Here is a 22434-nt window from a genome sequence, read left to right on the forward strand (position 1 = left end):
CTTCCTCTCCCCCTCCGGAGGGATAAGGAAGGACACCAAATCCTACTCGTCTAACGCTCTTCCCTTCGAAACGGCTTGAGCAGCGCCGATGGCGCCACAGCGTTGCGCGACATGACGGCCATGGCGACGATGGTGAAGATGAACGGCAGCATCAGGAACGTCTCGTAGGGGATGTGTCCAAGCCCACTCGCCTGCATGCGCAATTGCAAGGCATCGACGAAGGCGAACAGCAGCGCGGCCCCTGCCGAGCGCCAGGGATCCCAACGGCCGAAGACGACCAGTGCGATCGCCACCCAGCCGCGCCCGGAAACGACGCCGAAGGTGAAGGCGTTGAACTGCGCCATCGACAGGAAAGCACCAGCGAGCCCCATCAGGGCGCCACCGAGAATGACGGCCTGGAAGCGCGTGGCGATGACGCTGACGCCCGCAGAGTCCGCGGCGCGCGGGTTCTCGCCGACCATGCGCACCGACAGCCCCCACGGGGTGCGGTAAAGGATGAAGCCCGCCAGAGGAATGGCCAGGACGGCCATGTAGACCAGCGCGAACTGGTCGAACACCGCAGGACCCAGCACGGGAATGTCCGAGAGAACCGGGATCGGCAGCGTCTGAAAACCCTTGATGCTCGGCGGCACCGATTGCTGGCCGAAGATCAGCCGGTAGAGGAAATAGGCCAGCCCCGACGAGAACAGGGTGACGCCGATACCGCAGACATGCTGGCTGAGGCCGAGAACCACCGTGAACAGCGCATGCAGCGCGCCCATCAGCATGCCGGTCAGCACCGCCACCAGGACACCCAGCCACAGGCTTCCACTGAGGCTGGTGGCGGTGAAGCCGGTCATGGCGCAAAGCAGCATGATGCCTTCGATGCCGAGATTGAGCACGCCGGCCCGTTCGGAGAACATCTCCCCGAGCGTGGCAAAGGCCAGCGGCGTGGCGATGCGGATGATGGCGGCGAGAAAGCCGACCTGAAAAATCTGCTCGAACACCGCGCTCATCCGACGGCTCCGACGCGGCGGATGCGATAGGCCGTGAACAGCAGCGCCACCAGCATGGCGAGCAGCGCCGTGCCCTGGATGACGTCGCTGAGGAAGGCCGGCACGCCGGTCGCCCGCGACATCGCCTCGGCGCCGGTCATCACGGCTGCAAGGAAGATCGCCGCCGGCACGACGCCGAGCGGGTTGAGCCGCGCCAGCATGGCGACGACTATGCCGGAATAGCCGTAGCCCGGCGAAATATCGCTCATCACCTGGAAATGCACGCCGCCGACCTCGCCGACGCCGGCCAGCCCCGCCAACGCGCCCGACAGCAGCGCCGTCGACAGCAGCACGCGCTCGACATGGATGCCGCCATAGCGTGCCGCTTCCGGGTTTTCGCCGGTGACCCTGATCCGGAAGCCCAGCGTCGTGCGCACGATCAGGAACCAGATAACCGGGGCCGCGATCAGCGCCGCGACGACACCGAGATGCAGCCGCGTGCCTTCGATCAGCACCGGAAAGTTCGCCGAATCCTCGATCGGCGGCGAGATCGGATAGCCGCTGAAGCTGTCCTTCCACGGTCCCTCGATCAGTGCCATCAGGGCATAATAGATGACCGAGTTGAGCAGCAAGGAGCTCACGACATCGTCGACCTTGAACTTTACCCGCAGCGTCGCAGGCACCAGCGCGACCGCCGCGCCCGCGGCCGCCCCCGCCAGCGCCATGAAAAGCATGGCAAGCGATCCTGGCATCGGGATCGCACCAACGAAACAGCTCGCCACCGCGCCGGCCAGCAATTGCCCTTCCGCGCCGATGTTCCAGAACTTTGCGCGGAAGGCGACCGCTACCGCAAGTCCGGTAAAGATCATCGGGGCGGCGCGGACCAGCGTTTCGGTGACGGCGTAGCTGTCGCCAAGCGAGGCCGTGAACATCACGCCGTAGGATTCGAACACCCCGGCCCCGGCCAGCGCGATCAGGCCGCTGCACAGGATGAGCGTGGCGACGATCGCCAGCAGCGGCAGCGCGAGGTTGAACCAGGCGGGCGTGGACGTGCGGACTTCGAGGCGGAACATCAGTGGCCCTCCGCGCCGGTCATCAGCAGGCCGAGCCGGGCGACGGTCGCATCGGCACTGTCCAGCGTGCCGACGATGCGGCCCTCATACATCACCGCGATGCGGTCGCAGAGCACCAGCAGTTCCTCCAGATCCTCGCCGATGACGATGATGCCGCAGCCCTTGGCGCGCATGTCGAGGAATTTTTCATGGATGAAGCGCGCCGCACCGATGTCGAGGCCACGTGTCGGCTGTGAAACGATCAGCACCTTCGGATCGAAAGCAAGCTCGCGCGCCAGAAGCGCTTTCTGCAGATTGCCACCGGACAGCGCGCCGGCGCGCGTCATCGGCCCGGGACATCTGATGTCATAGGCCTTGATCTGTTCCTCGGCGAAAGCGCGGATCGCATCCGGCTTGAGCAGGCCCTTGGCGGAGAAGGCTGAAGTGCCGATGCGCGGCAGCACCATTGAATCGGCGAGCGGCAAATTGGTGACCAGCCCCGTCGTCATGCGATCTTCCGGGATGCGGCCAAGGCCGAGCGCCTGCACCTCGCGCGGCGAGAATTTTGCCACCTGTTTGCCGGCTATCGTCATTCGGCCCGTCTCGGGCGCCAGCACGCCGGAGATCACCTCCGCCAGCGCCCGCTGGCCATTGCCGGAGACGCCGGCGATGCCGAAGATTTCGCCGGCACGAACCGCAAGCGACACATCGCACAACGCCGTGCCGGAATGCTTCGAGGTAGAAATGCCGTCGAGCGTCAGCACATCGGCGCCGGGCGTCGACGATCCCCTTGCCGGCGGCACGATCTCATGGCCGCACATCAGTTCAGCCATTGCAGCCGACGTCGTGTTGGCCGGATCGTCGACACGGCCGGCGACGCGGCCATGCCGCAGCACGGTGCAGCGATGCGTCAGCGCCCGCACCTCGTTGAGCTTGTGCGAGATGAAGATGATGCCCAGGCCTTGCGCCGCCATCGAGCGCAGGGCCGAAAACAGTCCGTCTACCTCGCTCGGTGCCAGCACCGCCGTCGGCTCGTCAAGGATCAAGAGCTTGGCACCGCGAAACAGCGCCTTGACGATCTCCAGCCGCTGCTGCTCGCCGACCGACAGCGCCGAGACCGGCAGATTGGGATCGAGCGTCAGCCCGTGCCGGCTGCTGATTTCGGCAAGCCGCGCCAGCCCGCCGCCGCGGTCGATCCGTCCCGATTTGCCCGGAATACCAATGAGCAGATTTTCCAGCACGGTGAGCCGTGGTGCCAGATGAAAATGCTGATGCACCATGCCGATGCCCGCGGCCAGCGCATCGGCCGAGCTGGTGATCCTGACTGGCTGGCCCTGGATCAGGATCTCACCGGCATCCGGCGCGTAGGCACCGAACAGCACGTTCATCAATGTCGTCTTGCCGGCGCCGTTCTCGCCGAGCAGCCCGAGGATTTCGCCCGGCGCCACGCTGAGATCCACAGCCTCGTTCGCCTTGACGGCGCCGAAGGTCTTGGTGATGCCGCGCATTTCAATGAGAGGGGCGGACAAGAATGCTCCTGATTTTTCCGATCCGGCCTTAGCTGCGGAGGGCGGCGCTGCACCCCCCTCTGTCCTGCCGGACATCTCCCCCTCAAGTGGGGAGATTGGCAGCTTCGCCGACTTCGCTTATGTTTCAAGGTCGGCGATTGGCGAAAGCCGAAGTGACATCTGATCTCCCCCCTTGAGGGGGGAGACGGCCGGCAGGCCAGAGGGGGGCGCCACGCGCCAGCCCCTCAATCATGGCGTCAATCCGAGACCGGCGTATTCTCGTCCACATCCACCCGGAAATTGCCTTCCAGGATCTCGGCCTTCTTCTTCTCGACCAGATCCTTGACCTCGGCGGGCAAAGTCTTGTCGAACTTGTGGAAGGGCGCCAGATACGAACCGCCCTTGGCCATGCGCGAGAAATCGCCATAGTCTTGCGCGGTGTAGACCCCGGCCTTGACCAGCTTGATCGCCTGCTCGACCGTCGGGTACATGTCCCAGACCGGACCGGTGATGACGGTGTCGGGGCCGAGGCTCGACTGGTCGGACATGTTGGAGATGGCGAAGATCTTCTTTTCCACCGCCGCCTCGATGACGCCGAAGCGTTCGGCATAGATGACATCGACGCCGGCATCGATCTGCGCCACCGCGGCTTCCTTGGCCTTGGGCGGATCGAAGAAGGAGCCGATGAAGGCGACCTTCCTCTTGACGTTCGGGTTGACCTCCTTGGCGCCGGCGAAGAAGGCGTTGACCAGCCGGTTCACTTCCGGAATGCCCATCGCCGCCACCGCGCCGACCGTACCCGACTTCGACATCTTGCCTGCGATCATGCCGGAGAGATAGGCGGGCTCGTGGATCCAGTTGTCGAACACGCCGAAATTCGGCTCGGCCGGCCCGGCGCCGGAGCCGAACAGCCAGGCTGTCTTGGGGAACTGCTTGGCCGTGCGGCGCGATTCACGCTCGGCGGCGAAGGCATCGCCCAGCACCAGCTGGTAGCCGCCCTGCGCATATTCGCGCATGACGCGGCTGAAGTCGGCGGTCTGGACCTTCTCCGACCATTTATATTCTATGCCCAGTTCCTTCTCGGCCTTCTGCAGGGCGACGTGGATCTGGTTGTCCCAGGGTTCCTCGATCGGCGTGGCGAAGATCGCCGCCACCTTCAGTTTTTTGCCCGCCGCGAAGGCCGCACCCGGCAGCATCGTCGCGGCCAGGCCAAGCGCGCCCAGCTCCAGCACGTTGCGTCGCGACAGCCCTTCGCGCATCGAATGAGATCTGTTCTTCCGGTCTTCCATTGAAGTGCCCCTCTGTTTGACAGCCGTGTCGAGCCGGCCGTTCCTGAAATCAGACGGGGAACTATGGAACGGGTCCGGACTTTTGTCCACATGGTCAAATTTGGCAGGATCGAGCATATCCACTCTCCTGGCCTGCCAGGAAGAGCGATTGCTCAGGCCCGTTCGAGCGCGATGGCAATGCCCTGGCCGACGCCGATGCACATGGTGGCCAGCGCATAGCGGCCGCCGCGCTCGCGCAGCTCCAGCGCCGCCGTGCCGGAGATGCGCGCGCCCGACATGCCCAGGGGATGGCCAAGTGCGATGGCGCCGCCATTCGGGTTCACGTGCGGCGCATCCTCGGCAATGCCGAGTTGGCGCAGCACGGCGATGCCTTGCGAGGCAAAGGCTTCGTTGAGTTCGATGACATCGAATTGTTCCGGCGTCAGGCCAAGCCGCGCACAAAGTTTCTGCGTCGCCGGCGCCGGACCGATGCCCATGATGCGCGGCGCGACCCCGGCGGCGGCCCCGCCAAGAATACGGGCGATCGGCGTCAGCCCGCATGTCTTCACCGCCGCTTCCGAGGCAACAATGAGCGCCGCAGCGCCGTCATTGACACCAGACGCATTGCCGGCCGTCACCGTGCCACCTTGCCGGAACGGCGTCGGCAATTTGGCCAGCGCCTCGACGGTTGTGCCGGCGCGAGGATGTTCATCCTTGCTGATAGTGACCGCATCTCCCTTGCGCTGTGGGATGGTCACCGGGGTGATCTCCTTCGCCAGCCGGCCATTGGCTTGGGCCGCGACCGCCTTGTCCTGGCTGCGCACGGCAAAGGCATCTTGGTCCGAGCGGGAAACAGCGAAGTCTTCCGCCACATTCTCGCCGGTTTCCGGCATGGAATCGACGCCGTATTGCTTCTTCATCAGCGGGTTGACGAAGCGCCAGCCGATGGTGGTGTCATAGATCTCGGCATTGCGCGAGAACGCCGTGTCAGCCTTGGGCATGACGAAAGGCGCGCGGCTCATCGATTCGACACCACCCGCGATCATCAGTTCCGCCTCGCCGGCCTTGATGGCACGCGCCGCGATGGTCAGCGCGTCCATGCCCGAGCCGCACAGACGATTGACCGTCGAGCCTGGTATCTCCTTCGGCAGCCCAGCTAGCAGCAAGGCCATGCGCGCCACGTTGCGGTTGTCCTCGCCGGCCTGGTTGGCGCAGCCATAGACGACATCGTCGATCCGCTGCCAATCGATCCCGGGATTCCGCTCGAGCAAAGCCTTCAGCGGGATGGCGGCAAGATCGTCGGCACGAACCGAAGACAGCGAACCGCCGAAGCGGCCGATCGGCGTGCGGATGTAGTCGCAGATGTAGGCCTCGGCCATTTTATGCAGCCTTTGTTTTTCCGGTTCCCTCATGCGCCGCCTTGGTGCGGGCCTGCAGGTCGCGCAATGTCTTCAGTTCGAGTTCGCTTGGCGCGGGTGTTTCGTCAAGCGCCTCGGCGAACTTAACAACCCAGCCACAGCTCTCCTGCACCTGCTGACGGGTTACCTTGGGGTGCAGCGACACGACCGTGAATTCCTTGGTCACCGGATCGGGCTTCCAGATGGCAAGATCGGTGATCAGCAGCGTGGGGCCCGCGGTCTCGATGCCCAACCGCTGTCGATGATCGCCGCCCTCGCCATGGCCGAAGGAGGTGACAAAGTCGATCTTCTCGACCATGCCGCGCTTGGTCTGCGCCATAGTGATGTAGATCTCCTTCGACGATGTCGCGATCTCCGGCGCGCCGCCGCCGCCGGGCAGTCGGGTCTTGGGATGGAAATAGTCGCCTATCACAGTGGTGTTGATGTTGCCGAACTTGTCGAGCTGCGCCGCACCGAGGAACCCGATGGAAATGCGGCCGCCCTGCAGCCAGTAGCGGAACATCTCCGGCACCGCGACGGTGGTGACGGCGGTTTCGCACAATTCGCCATCGCCGATCGACAGCGGCAGCACGTCGGGCGCCGTACCGATCGTGCCGCTCTCATAGATCAAGGTGATGTCGGGCGCATGCGTCAGCCGCGAGACGTTGCATGCCGCGGACGGCGCGCCGATGCCGACGAAGCAGACATCGTCATTCCTCAGCGCCCGGCTCGCGGCGATCGTCATCATCTCGTTGGGGGTGAAGCCCAGCTGATTGTCGCTCATGCCGCGTTCCGCAGATGCGAGACCCGGGCCGCGAAATCGTCGGGACTTTTCTCGATCACGTTTGCCTGCATCCAGGCCCGGAATTTCTCGCGGTCGGCCGCGACCTCGTCCCATTCGATATAGGCGGCATTGTCGCGCGCATAATAGCCATGGGCATAGGAGGGGTGCGAGCCGCCGGGCACGACCGAGATCGCCGCGATCGTCCAGCGGGGCAGCACAGTCAGATTGGGGTGAAGATCGTCAAAATTGTCGACCACCTCCTCCACCGTCACCACCGCGCGCCTCGCCGCCAATACCGCCTCCTTCTGGACGCCGATGATGCCTTCGACCAGCACATTGCCTTTTCGGTCGGCTTTCTGCGCATGGATGAAAGTGACATCGGGCCGGATGGAAGGCACGGCCGCCAGCATCTCGCCGGTGAACGGACAGGTCACCGCTTTGATGTTCGGATTGACATCAGCCAGCCCCGTGCCGCGATAGCCGCGGAACACCGCGCAGGGCAGGCCGGCCGCACCCGCCTCGTAGCCATTGGCCATGCCGGCATGGCTGTGTTCCTCGACCGCGATCGAGCGGGGAAAACCGTTCTCGATCGCATCGCGGGCGCGCCGCAGCAGGCCGACACCGGGATTGCCGACATAGGAGAAGACGATTTTCTGGGCCATGCCCATGCCGATCATCTGGTCGTAGATCAGGTCCGGCGTCATGCGGATCAGGGTCAGGTCGCGATATCCCTGGCGGATCGCCTCATGCGCCGCAGCCGTCGGGATCAGGTGGGTGAAACCTTCGAAGGCAGCGGTGTCGCCATCGTTCAGGTTCTCGGCCACGGCCTGTTTGAGCGGCAGGAACTTGACCATCGCGGCGACTCCCAGAGTCCAAAAGTTCGTATTGCGAACACATGTATTGAATGCGATACTTTCTAAACTCCGTTGAGCCGGGGTGTCAATCGTGGCGAGATCGCCCGGACCGAGAGATGAGATGGACAACGAGACCGTTTCCCGTGATCACGTCGGCTCGCTCGAGCGCGGACTCGGCGTGATGGAGATATTGGCCCGCCATCCCTCCGGCATGACCCTGACCGAAATGGCCGAACAAGCCGGCCTGACCCGTGCCGGCGCCCGGCGATTCCTGCTGACGCTCACCGCTACCGGCTATGCGACGCAATCGGGGCGTGTGTTCTCCCTGTCCCCGCGCCTGCTGACCGTTGCGCGCAGCTGGCTTGGCGGCGCCTCGCTCTGGAGCTTCGCCGCGCCTATCATGCGCGCCATCGCCGCGCAGCTCAACGAAGCTTGTTCGGCGGCGATCCTGTCAGGCGATGATGTCGTCTATGTCGCCCGCGTTCCCGGCCGGCGGATCCTGAGCGTATCGCTCGATGTCGGCACCAGGCTACCCGCTTATTGCACCTCGATGGGGCGGATGCTGCTGGCGGGGCTGACACCGGCGGAATTGGACGCCTTCTTCCGTAAGGCAACGGTCGAGCGGCGGACGCCGAAGACAATTGTTGAAAGACCGTTGCTGGCAAAGGCCATTGCCAAAGCCAGAACGGATGGCTTCGCCATCGTCGACGAAGAGCTGGAACTCGGCCTGCGCTCCATCGCCGTGCCGATCCGCGACCGCGCTGGGCGCACGGTCGCGGCGATCAATGTCTCGACCCAGTCGGCACGGTTTTCCGTCGCGGATATGGAGCGGGAGATCTTGCCTGCGCTGCTTGAGGCCAGACAGCGTGTCGAGGATTTCTTTGTCGTCTGATAGAGGCCTGTTAGGCTTCCCTGGCGTTGGCCCGCCAGCGTCTAAATAGCGCCCTCAATGCTTGATCCGGTCCCGCATCGCGTACCACAGCATGCCCAGCACATAGAGCGGCCCGCGCAGCGCCGTGCCGCCCGGGAACGGCATTGGTGTCAGCGTCGAGAACAGGTCGAGCCGTGAGGCATCGCCGGTGATCGCCTCGGCCAAAAGCTTGCCCGAGAGCGTCGACAGGATGACGCCCTTGCCTGAATAGCCGTGCGCGAAATAGACCTCGCCATAGTGCCCGACATGCGGCAGCCGCGACGTCGTTACCGACACCAGCCCGCCCCAGGCATGGTCGATGCGGCAGCCCTTGAGTTGCGGAAAGGTGCTCTCCATGTGCGGCCGCACGAAGCCGGCAATGTCGGCCGGCGGTGACGGCGTGTAGCGCTCGCCGCCGCCGAACAGCAGGCGTCCATCGGCGGACATCCGGTAATAGTTGACGACGAAGCGTGTGTCGGACACCGCGACATTGGCCGGGATGACGTTGCGCGCGCCCTCCAGCGGCTCGGTGGCGACAATGTAGTTACCGACCGGCATGATGCGACTGTTGACGCGCGGCTCCAGCCCGTTGAGCAGCGCGTCGCCCGCCAGCACGACATGTCTGGCCCGCACCGATCCCTTTGCAGTCGAGACCCGGATCGAGGGTTCGCGCTCCAGCTTCACGGCCACCGAGTTTTCGTGGATGACCACGCCGGCCGCGACAGCCGCGCGGGCAAGCCCAAGCGTGTAGTTGAGCGGATGCATGTGGCCGCCGAGCGGCTCATACATAGCGCCATGATAAGGCGTGTCGACCTTGGCCCGAGCCGCCGCCGCCGAGAGTATCTCGACATCGCGGAATTTCATCACGCTCTCGAGGCACTTGGCCTCTTCTTCCAGATCCCTGAGGTCGGATCCGTTGACCGCGCCGACCAGATGGCCGGTCAGCCTGAGATCGCACTCGATGGCATTGCGTTCGATGATGTCGAGCACCAGGCCGCGCGCCTCGAAAGCGAGAGCGAACAGCACCTTGGCGCGCTCGGCTCCGTAGAGCTTGATCAGGCCCTTGGCGCCCTTGCGCAGGCCGGGGATCATCTGGCCGCCATTTCGGCCCGATGCGCCCCAGCCGATCTTGCCGCCTTCGAGCAGCACCACCTTCAGCCCGCGTTCGGCGGCGTGAAGGGCGGCCGACAGCCCGGTGCAGCCGCCGCCGACGATGACCAGGTCGGTTTCGGCATCGCCGACGAGCGCTGGATGGTCCGGCGCCGGATTGGCGGTGGCGACGTAGTAGGATTTGCCGATGTCGAGACCGGAATTGAAACCCGTTGAAGATGCCATGATCACACCTTCAGCAAGAGATGGTCGCGTTCCCAGCTCGTCACCACGCTTTGGAATAGGTCGAGTTCGACGCTCTTGACGCGCAGATAGGTCTGGAAGAAGTCCTCGCCGAGCAGCTCTCGCACCGGGGCACAAGCCTCGAAACGATCCAGCGCCTCCTCCATGGTCTTAGGCAGCGTGCTCCTGATCTTGTAGGCATTGCCCGACGCCTCGGCCGAGCGCGCCAATTTCTGCTCGACGCCCAGATAGCCGGCAAGCAGCGATCCGGCGATCGCCAGATAGGGATTGCAATCCGCCCCGGGCAGCCGGTTCTCCACCCGCCGCGCGGCGCGTCCCCCCGCCGGCACGCGCAGGCCGCAGGAGCGGTTGTCATGCGACCACTCGATATTGGCGGGTGCGCTGTGGTTGGGCCTTATGCGGCGGAAAGAGTTCACGTTTGGCGCGAACAGCGGCATGATTTCCGGAACGTATTTCTGCAATCCGCCGATGAAGTGGCCGAACATTCCGGTGTCGGCATCGTCGCCGCTGGCGAAAAGCGCGTTGCCGGCCTCGTCGACGACCGACATGTGCAGATGCATCGAGCTGCCGGCCTGGGCCGCGATCGGCTTGGCCATGAAGGTCGCATGCATGCCGCATTGCTGCGCGGCCTGGCGCGTAAACCGCTTGAACAAAAGCACCTGGTCGGCAAGCGGCAGGGCGTCGCCATGCAGCAGGTTGATTTCCAGCTGCGCCGTACCCGATTCATGGATCAGCGTGTCGAGCGGCAGACCGGCCGCCGCTGAATAGTCGTAGATGCGCCGGATCACCGGCTCGAATTCTTCCAGCGCGGCCATGTCATAGGGATGCTGCACACCCTCGGCGCGGCCGTTGGCGCCGACCGGGGCGGTGAGGGGCTTGTCCGGATCGGGATTCGGTGCGGTCAGATAGAATTCAAGTTCCGGCGCCACCACCGCGCCCCAGCCGCGCTTGCGATAGAGATCGAGCACGGCGCGCAGCACATGGCGTGGCGAGGCCATCCATGGCCTGCCGTCCATGTGGAAGGCGTCGGCGAAGACATAGGCCTTGCCCGCCCCCGCACCCGGCGCCAGGCACAGCGTCGAGACATCGGGCACCATGCGCATGTCGGGGTCCGAATAAGCAAAACCCTCGTCGATAGAGCCGGAATAGCGACCGTCGATGCTGACCAGGAAGGCGCTGCTCGGCAGGTAGAGCGCGCGGTCTTCCAGCGCCTTGAGGAGTTTGGCGGTCGGCAGCGCCTTGCCGCGCAACACGCCGTTCATGTCGGGCACCAGGCACTCGACCTCGGTGATGCCGTGCTGCGTGAGCCAGGCCTTGGGGTCGTTGGTTGCGGTATTCGTGTTCTTATCAAGCATTTCGTTCATGTCCGTATCATGGAGACAATGGCTTGCGCGGCCTCGTCCGTTCCGGATTTCAGCGCTATCTCGGCTGTATTGTCCCTGAGCCGGGCGCGCATGGCGTCATCGGCCAGCAGGCCGAGAATGGCTCTCTCCAATCCCCCTTCGGTCCAGCCGTCGCGGCCGATATGATCGCCGGTCTCTCCGGCGCGTTGCGCATTGTCGTCCCAGCAATAGAGCATGATCAGCGACGGCACGCCGAAGCGCAGCGCCTCGCAAAAGCTTTTATTGCCGCCGTGGTGGATGAAGGCTGGGCGCCCCGGGCGCGCAAGGCCTGTGCGATGCCGATGCAGTTCAGCGCGGCGCCAGAGCCCGCCTTGGAAAACAGCGCGATGGTCGGGCTGGCTTTACGCGTCAATTCATCCTCTTCAATCCGGCCGGCTGATCACGCCGAACAGTGCGGCTCCTTGCCTGGCCGCCTGCGGTCCCTGGCTGCGGGAGAGGCGCAGGGGATGCGAACAGATCGGCACCCATTTCATATCGCCGGTTGTCGAGATGGTCGAGTGTATTGAGGTGCTCGCGCAACGATTGCTTCAGCCGGAAGACGCTGATGCATGACCCGGAACGGCTGGATGTGTGTGAAACCGGCGGCGCGGCAGAGCCGCGCCGTTCAGGCTCTGCTCGGTGCCGGTCAGATAGATCGACATCAGAACCGGATTGCCCGAGGCCGGCCAGATGACGGCGGCATCATTGGTACTGCCGCGCTCGCCGGTCCCGGTCTTGTCGCCGCATTTCAAGCCTCTCGGCAGGCCCGCCCTGATGCGCTCACCACCGGTCTTGTTGGCCACCAGCCAGTCGACAAGCCGCGCTCGGCTTTTTTCGCCGACAATCAGGTCGAAGCGAGAAGCGGTTCTGCGTTGTCGTTGAACGGGAACGGCTCCAGGAGGAAAACGATGCCGCCAGGCCAAGCCCAGCGGCATCTCCTCTGGTAACTACGGGCCTTTTCAGCGACGAACCGCTACGGCGTCGTTTCCGCCTGAAGCTTGGCCGCCGTCTGGTCGATCTTGCCGGCAAGAACACCTTGGGCCCAGGCCGTGACCTCGGCGTCGACCGGCTTGTTGGCCATGTCGGTCAGCGCCGAATCGAGCGATGCATCATCGGTGCCGACCGCTGCCGCCGCAGCCGCGGCCGCAGCCTCATCGGCCGCAGTATTGTCGGCGTCGACCACCGCCTGCTGGGCAGTGATGTCAGCCTGCAGCGCCGATATCTGGCCGGGCAGGGCCGCCTGCTGTTCGGCTGTCATGGCGTCGATTTCGGCCTGAGACAGCGACGTCAGTGCGCTCAACTGCGAATTCAGCGTATCCAGTTGAGCCTGGGCCGCGGCAGCCGTGGCAGCGGCCGCCGCAGCCGCGGTCTGCGCGTTCTTGGCTTTCGCGGACTGCGTCACGAATGCCTGAACGGCGGCGAACTTCTTGCTCTTGGAGTTCATATAGGCGTTGACGTTGCGCTGCAGCGAGTTCAGCCGGCCAAGCTTGGCGTGGATATTCTTCTCCTTGGGCACGGACGAGACCTTTGTGTTCGTATCGACCGTGGCGTCGGCCGTTGTGTCGGTGTCCGTCTTGGCTGCCCGTCCCGGTGCCGACGACTTGCCGTGCGAAGCACCGCTGTTGCCGTTGCCATTCCCATGGGTGCCGCCATTGCCGCCGCCATTGCCGTTGCCGCCGCCATTGCCTCCAGCATTGCCGCCGCCATTGCCATGCCCATTGCCGGCGAGCGCCGGAGACGCCAGGAGCGCCAATGCGGCCACGGCCGCGAACAGTGTTTTCCGGTTTGTCATGCTAATCTCCTCGGGAATCGCCGCACTCGCCCACCGCTGAACCACCTGCGTATGAGAAATCGCTAATCATACCCGGTAAACTTTAGACAAATGCGGTCTCAATCCGAGAGCGCGCGCTGCGCCGGATCAACAACCACTTGAAAAGATAAGGAAATATACCGCTTTGACCTGGCTTGGCACTGAAGTCCCATGCCCGCCAGACCATGGTCTTGTGCCGTCCGGCATCCCGCGAAACGACAGAAAAAGCGGGGCTGAACTGGGAAAGGTCGATCGATGAAAGCAGCGTCAGCCGATGCTCTCGCCGCCATCGATCACCAGCGCTTGCCCGGTCATGAAGGATGAACGGTCCGAGACCAGGAACAGGATCGCCTCGGCGATCTCTTCGACCACCGCCCAGCGCCCCATCGGGATCTTGGTGCGGACATAGGTTTCGATCGCCTCGCGTCCGCCCATCTGGGCGATGAACGGCTCGTTGAATGGGGTGTCGACCCAGCCCGGGCAGAGCGCGTTGACGCGCACATTGTGCCGGGCATAGTCGAGCGACATCTGTCTGGTCATCGCCACCACGGCATGTTTCGACGTCGCATAGGCGATCATCTCGCGGTCGTAGAACACACCCGAATTCGAAGCCGTGTTGAGGATCACGCCACCGCCTTGCGCGATCATCGACGGCATGACGATCCTCGCCGCGAGGAATTGCGCCCGCACATTGACCCGCCAGGAGGCGTCCATGCCGGCGGTCTCGACCTCGGTCAGCGTGCCGCCGACCTGGATGCCGGCATGATTATGCAGGATGTCGATGCGCTGATGTCTGTCGAGCGTGCCAACGATGAGCTGGTCGATCGCATTGTCGTTCGAGACGTCGGTCGCGATCGCCTCGGCCCGGCCGCCCGCCGCCCGGATATCCGCGGCCGTTGTCTCGCCGGCGGCCCCGTCCCTGTCGGCGATAACGACCACCGCGCCTTCCCTGCCCATGATCATGGCGCCGGCACGTCCGATGCCGGAGCCGGCGCCTGTCACCACGGCGATGCGGTCTTTGAGAATCATGGAGCGGCTTTCAGTTTGACGGCTTGCGCTGGCGCAGTTGCCATTGGGCAAGCACCACGAGCAGGACGGAGGCGACGAGCACGATCGTCGCGATGGCGTTGATCTCCGGCGTTACGCCGCGCCGGATAGAGGCAAAGACATAGATCGGCAGCGTCGTCTGCGCGCCGGCAACGAAGAAGGCGACGATGAAGTCGTCGAAGGAGAAGGTGAAAGCGAGCAGGAAACCGGCGACCACCGCCGGCATGATCTGCGGCAGGACGATCGAGCGGAAGGTCGTCAACGGCGTGGCGTATAGATCGCTGGAGGCCTCGACCAGATTGCGATCGAGGCTGCCAAGCCGCGTGCCGACGATCATCGTCACCAGCGCCATCGAGAACAGGCCATGCGCGGCGATGATCGAGCCGTAGCCGAGCGACAGGCGCGGCGGCTGGTCGCCCGGCCAGACCGAGGCGAGGAACGGATTGACGACCGCGAACAGCTGAACGAGCGCGACCAGCGTCGAGATGCCGATGACGACGCCCGGAACGACGATCGCCGCGCCAAGCAGGCCGTCGAAGACGGCGCGGGTTCTGGCGCCGACACGCGCCAGGCCAAGCGCCGCCGCGGTGCCGAACACCGCCGCCAGCAGGGCGCTGGTGCTGGCGATGAACAGGCTGTTCTTCAGCGCCTCGACCAGGAACGGGTTGGACAGGGCCTTGCCATACCACTGCACCGAGAAACCGGTGAACTCGCTGGCGTGGTGGCCGGCGTTGAAGGAAAACAGCACGACCAGCACGATCGGCAGATAGAGGAACGCAAAGGCGGCGATGACGAAGGCGCGCATCAGATGAGGTCCACCCGGCGAGCGCCCGCAACGCGGTTCGAAATGCGGTTGGCGACAATCAGCACCACCACCGAGACCAGCACCAGCGTGATCGCGATGGCCGACCCGAACGGCCAGTTGCGCGACTGCAGGAAGAGGTCGACCAGCGCGTTGCCGATGAAGAACACCTTGCCACCGCCAAGCAGCGTCGGGATCAGGTATTCGCCGAGCAGCAGGATCATGACCAGCGAGAAGCCGGTCATCACGCCCGGCAGCGACAGCTTCAGGGTCACGCCGAGAAAGGTCGACAACGGCCTCGCGCCGAGATCGGCGGAGGCCTCCAGCAGCCTTCGGTCGAGCCGTTCGAGGCTGACATAGATCGGCAGGATCATCAGCGGCAGATAGCCGTAGACGATGCCGAGCAGGACCGCGCCCGGCGTGTTGATCAACCTGACATCCTCGATGCCGGCAAAGGCGAGCAGCGCCGGGATGCCGCGTCCACCCAGAATGTACATCCAGGCATAGGTCCGCATCAAAAGGCTGGTCCAGAACGGAATGACGACCAGCGCGAGCAGGATCAGCCGCCAGCGCTGCGGCGCCCGCAGGGCGAGGTAATAAGCGACGGGATAGGCGACGAGCAGGCAGGCGAGCGCGCCCACTGGCGCCAGCACCATCGTGTTCCAGAACGCGGTCGCCCGTGCCGGGAGATTGGCATACTGCGCCAGCGTGAAGGCTGCCTGGTAGCCGCCCTCGGGCGCCCGCTCGCCGACGCTGAACACGGCGATGGCGATGAATGGCAGCACCAGGAAGACCACCAGCCATGCTGTCGCCGGCGCGAGCAGCAAGGCGGTCAGGAAATTACGCCGAAATCTGTTGCCGTGCATCGAAACCGCCCCGGTGCCGGCGAGCATGGGCCCGCCGGTCGATTGTCTTTATCCAGGCCAGTCTCAAGCCGATTTGAAGCGCGCCATCAGTTCGGCACGGCCCGGGTCGGTCAGCGTTGCCGCCGCGCCGAATTCGAGCGGCGTCAACAGCTCCGCCGCCGGATAGAGGATCGGATTGTCGAGCACTTCCTTGGGCAGCAGCTTGTTGACGCGCGCATCCGTCGAAGGCGCGCCGTTGGCGAGGTGCTCCTTCACCGCGACCTGGGGGTTCATCAGATAGTTGAGCAGCGCATAACCGGCGGGCTTGTTGGGCGCGTCCTTCGGGATGGCATAAAAATCGGTCCAGATCTCGCCGCCCTCCTTGCCCAGCACATAGGCGATCTCGGGAATGTCGCGATGCAGCTGCGCACCGTCATTGGTCCAGCACATCGTCATCCACGCGTCGCCCGCACGCATACCCGGCTGGTAGTCGGACGAGACGGCGAACAGATGCGGCTTGACCTTCAGCAGCAGTTCCTCTGCTTTGGCGAGCTCGTCCTGCTTCAGCGAATTGAACGAATAGCCGTAATATTTCAGCGCGTTGCCGATGGTGGTGAGCTGGTAGTCGTGCACCATGGTGCGGCCATCGCCCTCGGCCATGGCGGTATCCCAGAACTCCTTCCAGCTCGTCATCGGCTTGGTCAGCTTCTTGGTGTTCACTGCAAAGCCCGTGGTGCCCCAGTTCTTCGGCACGGCGTAGATCACCTTGTCGATCGTGCCCTCGGAGGTGAAGCGCGGATCTTCCTGCGTACCGTCGAAATTCGGCAGCTTCGCCATCTCCAGCGGCTCGATAATGCCGAGCTTCTTGTAGGTCGAGATCGTATAATTGGTCGGCACGAACAGGCTCCAGCCCGAGGCGCCGGCCTGCAGCTTAGCCAGCATCTCCTCATTGGAGCCGAACACGTTGACCTCGACGGCGACGCCGGTGTCCTTCTTGAAGTTCTCGAAGGTCTGCGGGTCATGGTAATTCGGCCAGGTGGCGATCGACATGCGGTCGCCAAGGCTTTCGGCGGCGAAGGCAGGGGTCGGCATGATGCCGATCTCGCGCGCCATCACCGCCGTTGCGATACCAAGGCCGGTGAGGCCAAGGAAGTCGCGGCGGCCGATCGAGCCGCGCTTCAGGCGCATCAGCTGGTCGACGAAATTCTCTGGGCTTATCGGCAGTCCGTCACGATATGATTTCGACATGTTTGTTTACCCTCTGGTTGGTCCCGTTGTTCTTGGTTTCCGGAAACGCCAGCGGCGTTCCCGTGGCATAGCCGATGGCGACGGGTTCACCCGGCTTGAAGAGATTGCCTTGGCCGATCAGGTGATCGGCCTTGGCGAGCAAAGTGCCGATGCCCTGCACTTCGATCGCGTATTCCGCGGTCGAGCCGAGGAATATCCGGTTGCGGACGATGCCCTTGAGCGGACCGCTTTCGGGAGCGCCAAGGCTGAGTGATTCGGGGCGCAGACTGACCGAGACGGTCTCGCCTTGTCGAAGCGCGGCTCGCTTGCGCGCCGCGACCACAGTGCCGTCCGCCAGCGCCACGTCCACCAGGTCGCCCGTGTGCCCGGCGACGGTGCCGCTCAACAGATTGGTCTTGCCGACGAAATCGGCGACGAACAGGTCGGCCGGCTCGTCATAGATCTCGCTCGGCTGGCCGAGCTGGACGATGCGCCCGCCATTCATGACGCAGACGAAATCGCTCATCGACAGCGCTTCCTCCTGGTCGTGGGTCACCAGCACGAAGGTGATGCCGATCTCGCGCTGCAGGTTCTGCAGCTCGATCTGCATGTCGGTGCGCAGCTTCTTGTCGAGCGCCGCCAGCGGTTCGTCGAGCAGCAGCACCGCCGGCTTGTTGACCAATGCACGCGCCAGCGCGACACGCTGCTGCTGGCCGCCGGACAGTTCGTGGATCTTGCGGCCGCCATAGCCGGCGAGCCGCACCATTTCGAGCGCTTCGCCGGCCCGCCGGCCGATATCGCGCGACGACAGCCGTGGCCTTGCCTGGCGCAGCCCGTAGGAAACGTTGGCTTCGACATCGAGATGCGGAAACAGCGCGTATTGCTGGAACACCATGTTGACAGGCCGTCGGTAGGGCGGCGTGCCGGCCATGTCCTGGCCACGGATGAACACCTGGCCTTCGCTCGGCTGTTCGAACCCGCCGATCATGCGCAGGCAGGTGGTCTTGCCGCAGCCGGACGGTCCAAGCAGCGCAACGAAGGCGGAGGGCGGCACGGCAAGGTCGATGCCGCTGACCGCGGTCACCGCGCCATAGCGCTTGGCGACGCCGCGAAATTCGATGTCGGGCACTGCGGTCAAGGCTGCGGGCTCCAGGACGATGCGATTTCAAGACGCTACCAGAGCTAATGGCAGCTAGTATATACCTCGCAGGTGGTATATCTGATCTATTTTCCCGTTTAAGGGGGTACTGGATTGAGCGCTTCCCGCAGCGACGAATACCGCCGGCTCGCCACGCTTGTCGCGGCGACGCGGGAGACGAGCGGCGATCTCTTCGGCCAAGCGATGGTCGATTGGCTGCGGCAGCATGTCGGCTTCGACCATTGCGTGATCTTCGGCTATCGGGGTGCCGCGCGCCCGCCACTGCTGTTCGAGACCTTCACGCCGGCCGAAAGCCACGTCTTCGTCGCGCTCTATCAGGAAGGCCCCTATCTGCTCGACCCCTTCCATCACGCGGCGGTCGAGCGCAAGGAAGGGTTCTGGCGCATGCGCGAACTGGCTCCTGATCGCTTCTACGCCAGCGAATATTTTCGCTCCTATTACAGCCAGACCAGGCTGGCCGAGGAAGTCGGCTTCTTCGTGCCGCTGCCGGGCAAGGACGCGCTGGTGCTGTCGCTGATGCGGCTCAGCGCTTCCGGTCCGTTCGGCACCGCCGATGCCAGGCTGCTGCGCGACATGGCGCCGGCGGTGATCAGCTTCATCAGGCTGCGCTGGCCAACCCTTTCCACCGAGGAACCGGCCGAGACGAAGCAGGACGAGGAAATCACCGAGGTCAACGAGTTCGACCGCGCCCATATCTGGAAAAGCCTGTCGCTGACGCCGCGCGAAAAACACGTCGTCGATCTGGTGCTGCAGGGCCATTCGACCGAATCGATCGCCAGGGCCATGCGCATCGTGCCGGGAACCGTGAAGGTTCATCGCCGCAACATCTACCGCAAGCTCAACATCAAGTCGCAGGCCGGCCTTTTCGCCCGCTTTGTCGAGATCATCGACGCGCGGATCCGGTGATTCCCGCAGGCCGCTGACTACGCTGGATCAGGCTTCCCATGAGCCGGTTTCGGCCATCCGCTCGAGCAAGGGCGCCGGTTTGAAGACATCCTTGCCCGTCTGCTCATGCCAATACCTGAGTCGCCCGACGATCCTGGCCGCGCCTTCGAGGCCGGCCCAGAACATCGGGCCGCCCTTGCCGATGGGAAAGCCGTAGCCATTGACCCAGACGACATCGATGTCGGACGCACGGGCCGCGATGCCCTCCTCCAGAATCTTCGCGCCTTCGTTGACCAGGGGATAGAGTGTGCGCTCGATGATTTCGTCGGCGCCTATCGTGCGCGGCACGATGCCCTTTTCCGCCGCCTTGTCGCGGATCAGCGCCTCGACCTCTGGATCGGGCACCGGCGTGCGCGAACCGTTCTCGTAGAGATAGAAGCCACGGCCGGTTTTCTGGCCGAAGCGCCCCTGTTCGCACAGCGTGTCGGCGATGACGGCCGTGAGGCCCCGCGCCTTGCGGTTGCGCCAGCCGATGTCGAGACCGGCAAGGTCGCCCATCTGGAACGGACCCATCGGCCAGCCAAAATCGGTGAACGCCTTGTCGATCTGGCTGGGGGTTGCGCCTTCGAGCAGCAGCGCTTCGGATTCCGAGCCGCGCGCGGCCAGCATACGGTTGCCGACGAAGCCGTGGCAGACGCCGACGACGACAGCCACCTTGCCGATCCGGCGCGCAAGGTCGATCACGGTCGCCAGCGCATCAGGCGCCGTTTTTTCGGCGCGCACGATCTCCAGCAGTTTCATGACGTTGGCCGGCGAGAAGAAATGCAGGCCGAGCACATCCTGCGGCCGCGAGGTCGAGGCGGCGATTTCGTCGATGTCGAGATAAGAGGTGTTGGTGGCGAGGATGGCGCCCGGCCTCGCCGCTGCGTCGAGCTTCCCGAAGATTTCTTTCTTGACCGCCATGTCCTCGAACGCCGCCTCGACGATCAGGTCGCACTCGGCGAGATCGGCATGGTCGATCGTGCCTTTGAACTGGGCGAGCCGCTGCCGCTTGGCATCCTCGCTCAAGGAGCCGCGTGCAACCGAGACGGTGTAATTCTTCTCGATCGTCGCCAGCCCGCGCCGCAGCGCCTCCTGGCTGGTTTCCAGCAAGGTGACGGGAAAGCCGCCATTGGCGAAGGCCACGGCAATGCCGCCGCCCATCGTGCCGGCGCCGATGACGCCGACGCGGGCGATCCTGCGCTTGACGACGTCCTTGCCGGGAAGCTTGGCCGCCTCGCGTTCGGCGAAAAACAAATGCCGTTGGGCGCGCGACTGGTCGCTGGCGACAAGCTTGACGAACAGCGCCCGCTCCTCCGCCAGCGCCTCGTCGAAGGGCAGCGTGACGGCATTGCGCACCGCCTGCGCACAGGCGATTGGCGCTTCGAGGCCACGCGCTTTGCGGGCAAGATCCGCGGCCTCCGCATCGAAGGCGGCAAGGTCGGTCTCCTTCAGGACGTCGTCGCGGTCGCGCACCGGCGGGAACGGACCGCCCTTGCGGGCCATTTCGCGGGCGAAATTCACGGCGTGGGTGGTCAGATCGCCTTCGAAAACGGCATCCACCAGGCCGGCGCCGTAAGCCTCATCGGCACCGATCGGTGTACCGGAAACGATCATCTTCAATGCCTTGGCTGCGCCAACCAAGCGTGGCAGCCGCACCGTGCCGCCGCCACCGGGCAGGATGCCGAGCTTCACCTCGGGCAGGCCGAGCTTTGCGCCTTGATCGGCAACGCGGAAATGGCAGCCGAGCGCCAATTCCAGCCCGCCGCCGAGCGCGGTACCGTGGATGGCGGCGACCGTTGGCCTGGCGATGGCTTCCAGCACAGCCACGATGGCGCGCAATTCCGGCTGCTGCATCGGCTTGCCGAATTCGGTGATGTCGGCGCCGGCAACGAAGGTCCGGCCGGCGCAAGCGATGACGATGGCCGCGACCGATGCGTCATCGCGCAAAGCGACCAGAGCCTGCATCAGCGGTTCGCGGACGTGGAAACTCAGCGCGTTTACCGGCGGATTGTCGATGGTGACGATGGCGACGCCACCCTCGTTCGCGACGCTGACAGAACTGGACAAGTGGGGGCCTCCCAAGACCGACTGAGATCGGGGACCGGTTTACAAGGCCACGCCGCGAATGGGAACCGGCTGGTCCAATGGTTGGCGGATAGGCTGCGGTCGCGCCGGAGACGTTGCGGTCAGCGCACCGCCTTCTCGCCGCCCGCAGCCGTAATCACCCCTACGATGATAAGCCCGGTCAGCAGGAGACGCACCCCGGCGCTGACGCCGAATGTGTTGAGCATGGTGAGCAGCAGCACCAGGAACAGCGCCGCGCCCCAGACGCCCGGCACATTCGCCTTGCCGCCCGCCACCGACGTGCCGCCGATGACGACCACGGCGATCGAAGCGAGCAGGTATTCGTTGCCGATGTCGACATTGGCGCCGCGGAAATAACCGGCGAGCAGCGCGCCATCGATGCCGCCGAGCGCGCCCGACAGCGTATAGGTGAGAAAACGGATCCGCCCGACATTGACGCCGGCGAGCCAGGCGGCGCGGATGTTCTGGCCGATCGCCAGCACCGAGCGGCCATAGATCATGCGCTGTAAGGCGATGGCCGCACCGATGGTGAACAGCACAGTGAGGATTGCCAGCACGGGCACGCCCAGCACCTGCCAGTTGGTGAAATCGGCGAAGCCAGGCGGCGGCTTGATCTGCAGTCCGCGCCCATAGCTGATGTCGACCGACTGGATGATGAAGCTCGCCGACAGCGTGGCGATGATCGGCGGAATGCGCAGCGCCCAGATCAAGAGATAGTTGATGGCGCCGATCGCTGCGCCACAGGCGAGCGCCGCCAGCAATCCGACCAGGATCATGGCATCGCTGCCGCCCATCACCTTCATGGCGACCGCGCTGGCGAGGCCGATATTGGCCGGCAGCGACAGGTCGACATTGCCGGGTCCGAGCGTGATGACGAACATCTGGCCGACACCGACGATGACGGTGAACACGGCAAGCGACAATGCCGCCGTGACCATGCCGCCGCCGCCATAGCCCCCGGTGAAGGCGATCGTCGCCAGCCACACCAGCAGCGCACCGACAAACGACCAGATCCAGGGTTTTGTGAGCAGGGTTTTCAGCGAAGCCATC

General features: G+C 64.5%; 21 protein-coding genes. 2 read left to right on the forward strand and 19 right to left on the reverse strand.

The features are described 5' to 3' along the window. Positions 1-50 precede the first annotated feature (50 nt). The 7 genes from FJ936_RS16250 to FJ936_RS16280 all read right to left on the reverse strand — a co-directional run bounded on the left by FJ936_RS16250 (position 51) and on the right by FJ936_RS16280 (position 7837). Entirely contained in the window at positions 51-995 is a 945-nt protein-coding gene (locus tag FJ936_RS16250; protein ID WP_140791442.1) for an ABC transporter permease, read from the reverse strand. Next, complete coding sequence (locus tag FJ936_RS16255; RefSeq protein WP_140791440.1) at positions 992-2047, reverse strand: ABC transporter permease; 1056 nt, start codon at positions 2045-2047, stop codon at positions 992-994. Before FJ936_RS16255 ends, FJ936_RS16250 begins: the two co-directional genes overlap by 4 nt. After that, entirely contained in the window at positions 2047-3555 is a 1509-nt protein-coding gene (locus FJ936_RS16260) for an ABC transporter ATP-binding protein (protein ID WP_140719814.1), read from the reverse strand. Before FJ936_RS16260 ends, FJ936_RS16255 begins: the two co-directional genes overlap by 1 nt. Positions 3556-3791: 236 nt before the next feature. Then, complete coding sequence (locus FJ936_RS16265; RefSeq protein ID WP_140616526.1) at positions 3792-4823, reverse strand: BMP family protein; 1032 nt, start codon at positions 4821-4823, stop codon at positions 3792-3794. 152 nt (positions 4824-4975) lie between these two features. Further along, positions 4976-6181 (reverse strand): 3-oxoadipyl-CoA thiolase, encoded by a 1206-nt coding sequence (gene pcaF / locus FJ936_RS16270; protein ID WP_140719812.1) that lies wholly within the window; start codon positions 6179-6181, stop codon positions 4976-4978. A 1-nt stretch (position 6182) separates the two neighbouring features. Continuing rightward, complete coding sequence (locus FJ936_RS16275; RefSeq protein ID WP_140719810.1) at positions 6183-6983, reverse strand: CoA-transferase subunit beta; 801 nt, start codon at positions 6981-6983, stop codon at positions 6183-6185. Continuing rightward, on the reverse strand, positions 6980-7837 hold the full coding sequence (locus FJ936_RS16280; protein WP_140719808.1) for a CoA transferase subunit A: 858 nt from the start codon (positions 7835-7837) through the stop codon (positions 6980-6982). Before FJ936_RS16280 ends, FJ936_RS16275 begins: the two co-directional genes overlap by 4 nt. A gap of 121 nt (positions 7838-7958) precedes the next feature. Between FJ936_RS16280 and FJ936_RS16285 the strand changes: the two genes are divergently transcribed. Then, entirely contained in the window at positions 7959-8729 is a 771-nt protein-coding gene (locus FJ936_RS16285; protein WP_140791438.1) for an IclR family transcriptional regulator C-terminal domain-containing protein, read from the forward strand. Positions 8730-8783: 54 nt separating this feature from the next. Here FJ936_RS16285 and FJ936_RS16290 read toward each other — a convergent pair whose 3' ends face one another. The 10 genes from FJ936_RS16290 to FJ936_RS16335 form a co-directional block, all read right to left on the reverse strand. Next, positions 8784-10082: an FAD-binding oxidoreductase gene (locus FJ936_RS16290; RefSeq protein WP_181171356.1), complete on the reverse strand. Its 1299-nt coding sequence runs from the start codon at positions 10080-10082 to the stop codon at positions 8784-8786. 2 nt (positions 10083-10084) lie between these two features. Next, positions 10085-11455, reverse strand: a complete 1371-nt coding sequence (locus tag FJ936_RS16295; protein WP_141906816.1) for a glutamine synthetase family protein — start codon at positions 11453-11455, stop codon at positions 10085-10087. A 5-nt stretch (positions 11456-11460) separates the two neighbouring features. Then, entirely contained in the window at positions 11461-11694 is a 234-nt protein-coding gene (locus tag FJ936_RS31275; RefSeq protein WP_348642609.1) for a hypothetical protein, read from the reverse strand. Between the two features lie 336 nt (positions 11695-12030). Beyond that, on the reverse strand, positions 12031-12285 hold the full coding sequence (locus FJ936_RS16305) for a serine hydrolase (RefSeq protein ID WP_246680482.1): 255 nt from the start codon (positions 12283-12285) through the stop codon (positions 12031-12033). A 170-nt stretch (positions 12286-12455) separates the two neighbouring features. Then, positions 12456-13274 (reverse strand): hypothetical protein, encoded by an 819-nt coding sequence (locus FJ936_RS16310; protein WP_140791434.1) that lies wholly within the window; start codon positions 13272-13274, stop codon positions 12456-12458. Between the two features lie 285 nt (positions 13275-13559). Then, entirely contained in the window at positions 13560-14321 is a 762-nt protein-coding gene (locus FJ936_RS16315; protein ID WP_140791432.1) for a glucose 1-dehydrogenase, read from the reverse strand. Between the two features lie 10 nt (positions 14322-14331). Next, positions 14332-15144, reverse strand: coding sequence for an ABC transporter permease (locus FJ936_RS16320; protein WP_140791430.1), 813 nt, complete (start codon positions 15142-15144; stop codon positions 14332-14334). Beyond that, positions 15144-16034, reverse strand: coding sequence for an ABC transporter permease (locus tag FJ936_RS16325; RefSeq protein WP_015315089.1), 891 nt, complete (start codon positions 16032-16034; stop codon positions 15144-15146). Before FJ936_RS16325 ends, FJ936_RS16320 begins: the two co-directional genes overlap by 1 nt. Positions 16035-16070: 36 nt before the next feature. Further along, positions 16071-17234, reverse strand: coding sequence for a spermidine/putrescine ABC transporter substrate-binding protein (locus FJ936_RS16330; protein ID WP_015315088.1), 1164 nt, complete (start codon positions 17232-17234; stop codon positions 16071-16073). Then, the gene (locus tag FJ936_RS16335) at positions 17215-18351 is read right to left on the reverse strand and encodes an ABC transporter ATP-binding protein (protein ID WP_140791428.1); all 1137 of its coding nucleotides are present in this window, start codon (positions 18349-18351) and stop codon (positions 17215-17217) included. The genes FJ936_RS16330 and FJ936_RS16335 overlap by 20 nt, the downstream gene beginning before the upstream one ends. A gap of 114 nt (positions 18352-18465) precedes the next feature. On the opposite strand from FJ936_RS16335, the gene FJ936_RS16340 reads away from it, so the two are divergent. After that, complete coding sequence (locus FJ936_RS16340) at positions 18466-19278, forward strand: LuxR C-terminal-related transcriptional regulator (protein ID WP_140791427.1); 813 nt, start codon at positions 18466-18468, stop codon at positions 19276-19278. A 27-nt stretch (positions 19279-19305) separates the two neighbouring features. Here FJ936_RS16340 and FJ936_RS16345 read toward each other — a convergent pair whose 3' ends face one another. Continuing rightward, positions 19306-21366, reverse strand: a complete 2061-nt coding sequence (locus FJ936_RS16345) for a 3-hydroxyacyl-CoA dehydrogenase NAD-binding domain-containing protein (protein ID WP_140791425.1) — start codon at positions 21364-21366, stop codon at positions 19306-19308. 119 nt (positions 21367-21485) lie between these two features. Continuing rightward, entirely contained in the window at positions 21486-22433 is a 948-nt protein-coding gene (locus FJ936_RS16350; protein ID WP_140618406.1) for an ABC transporter permease, read from the reverse strand. Between the last annotated feature and the right edge of the window lies 1 nt (position 22434).

The sequence above is a fragment of the Mesorhizobium sp. B2-4-13 genome (genome assembly GCF_006658535.1).
Lineage (GTDB): Bacteria > Pseudomonadota > Alphaproteobacteria > Rhizobiales > Rhizobiaceae > Mesorhizobium > Mesorhizobium australicum.

Excerpts from the sequence above, each read along its gene's own strand:
- FJ936_RS16320 (WP_140791430.1), bottom strand. The coding sequence starts at position 15,144 with ATGCGCGCCTTCGTCATCGCCGCCTTTGCGTTCCTCTATCTGCCGATC.
- FJ936_RS16290 (WP_181171356.1), bottom strand. The coding sequence starts at position 10,082 with ATGGCATCTTCAACGGGTTTCAATTCCGGTCTCGACATCGGCAAATCC.
- FJ936_RS16330 (WP_015315088.1), bottom strand. The coding sequence starts at position 17,234 with ATGTCGAAATCATATCGTGACGGACTGCCGATAAGCCCAGAGAATTTC.
- pcaF (WP_140719812.1), bottom strand. The coding sequence starts at position 6,181 with ATGGCCGAGGCCTACATCTGCGACTACATCCGCACGCCGATCGGCCGC.
- FJ936_RS16325 (WP_015315089.1), bottom strand. The coding sequence starts at position 16,034 with ATGCTCGCCGGCACCGGGGCGGTTTCGATGCACGGCAACAGATTTCGG.
- FJ936_RS16350 (WP_140618406.1), bottom strand. The coding sequence starts at position 22,433 with ATGGCTTCGCTGAAAACCCTGCTCACAAAACCCTGGATCTGGTCGTTT.
- FJ936_RS16310 (WP_140791434.1), bottom strand. The coding sequence starts at position 13,274 with ATGACAAACCGGAAAACACTGTTCGCGGCCGTGGCCGCATTGGCGCTC.
- FJ936_RS16285 (WP_140791438.1), top strand. The coding sequence starts at position 7,959 with ATGGACAACGAGACCGTTTCCCGTGATCACGTCGGCTCGCTCGAGCGC.
- FJ936_RS16275 (WP_140719810.1), bottom strand. The coding sequence starts at position 6,983 with ATGAGCGACAATCAGCTGGGCTTCACCCCCAACGAGATGATGACGATC.
- FJ936_RS16255 (WP_140791440.1), bottom strand. The coding sequence starts at position 2,047 with ATGTTCCGCCTCGAAGTCCGCACGTCCACGCCCGCCTGGTTCAACCTC.
- FJ936_RS16265 (WP_140616526.1), bottom strand. The coding sequence starts at position 4,823 with ATGGAAGACCGGAAGAACAGATCTCATTCGATGCGCGAAGGGCTGTCG.
- FJ936_RS16250 (WP_140791442.1), bottom strand. The coding sequence starts at position 995 with ATGAGCGCGGTGTTCGAGCAGATTTTTCAGGTCGGCTTTCTCGCCGCC.
- FJ936_RS16315 (WP_140791432.1), bottom strand. The coding sequence starts at position 14,321 with ATGATTCTCAAAGACCGCATCGCCGTGGTGACAGGCGCCGGCTCCGGC.
- FJ936_RS16280 (WP_140719808.1), bottom strand. The coding sequence starts at position 7,837 with ATGGTCAAGTTCCTGCCGCTCAAACAGGCCGTGGCCGAGAACCTGAAC.
- FJ936_RS16295 (WP_141906816.1), bottom strand. The coding sequence starts at position 11,455 with ATGCTTGATAAGAACACGAATACCGCAACCAACGACCCCAAGGCCTGG.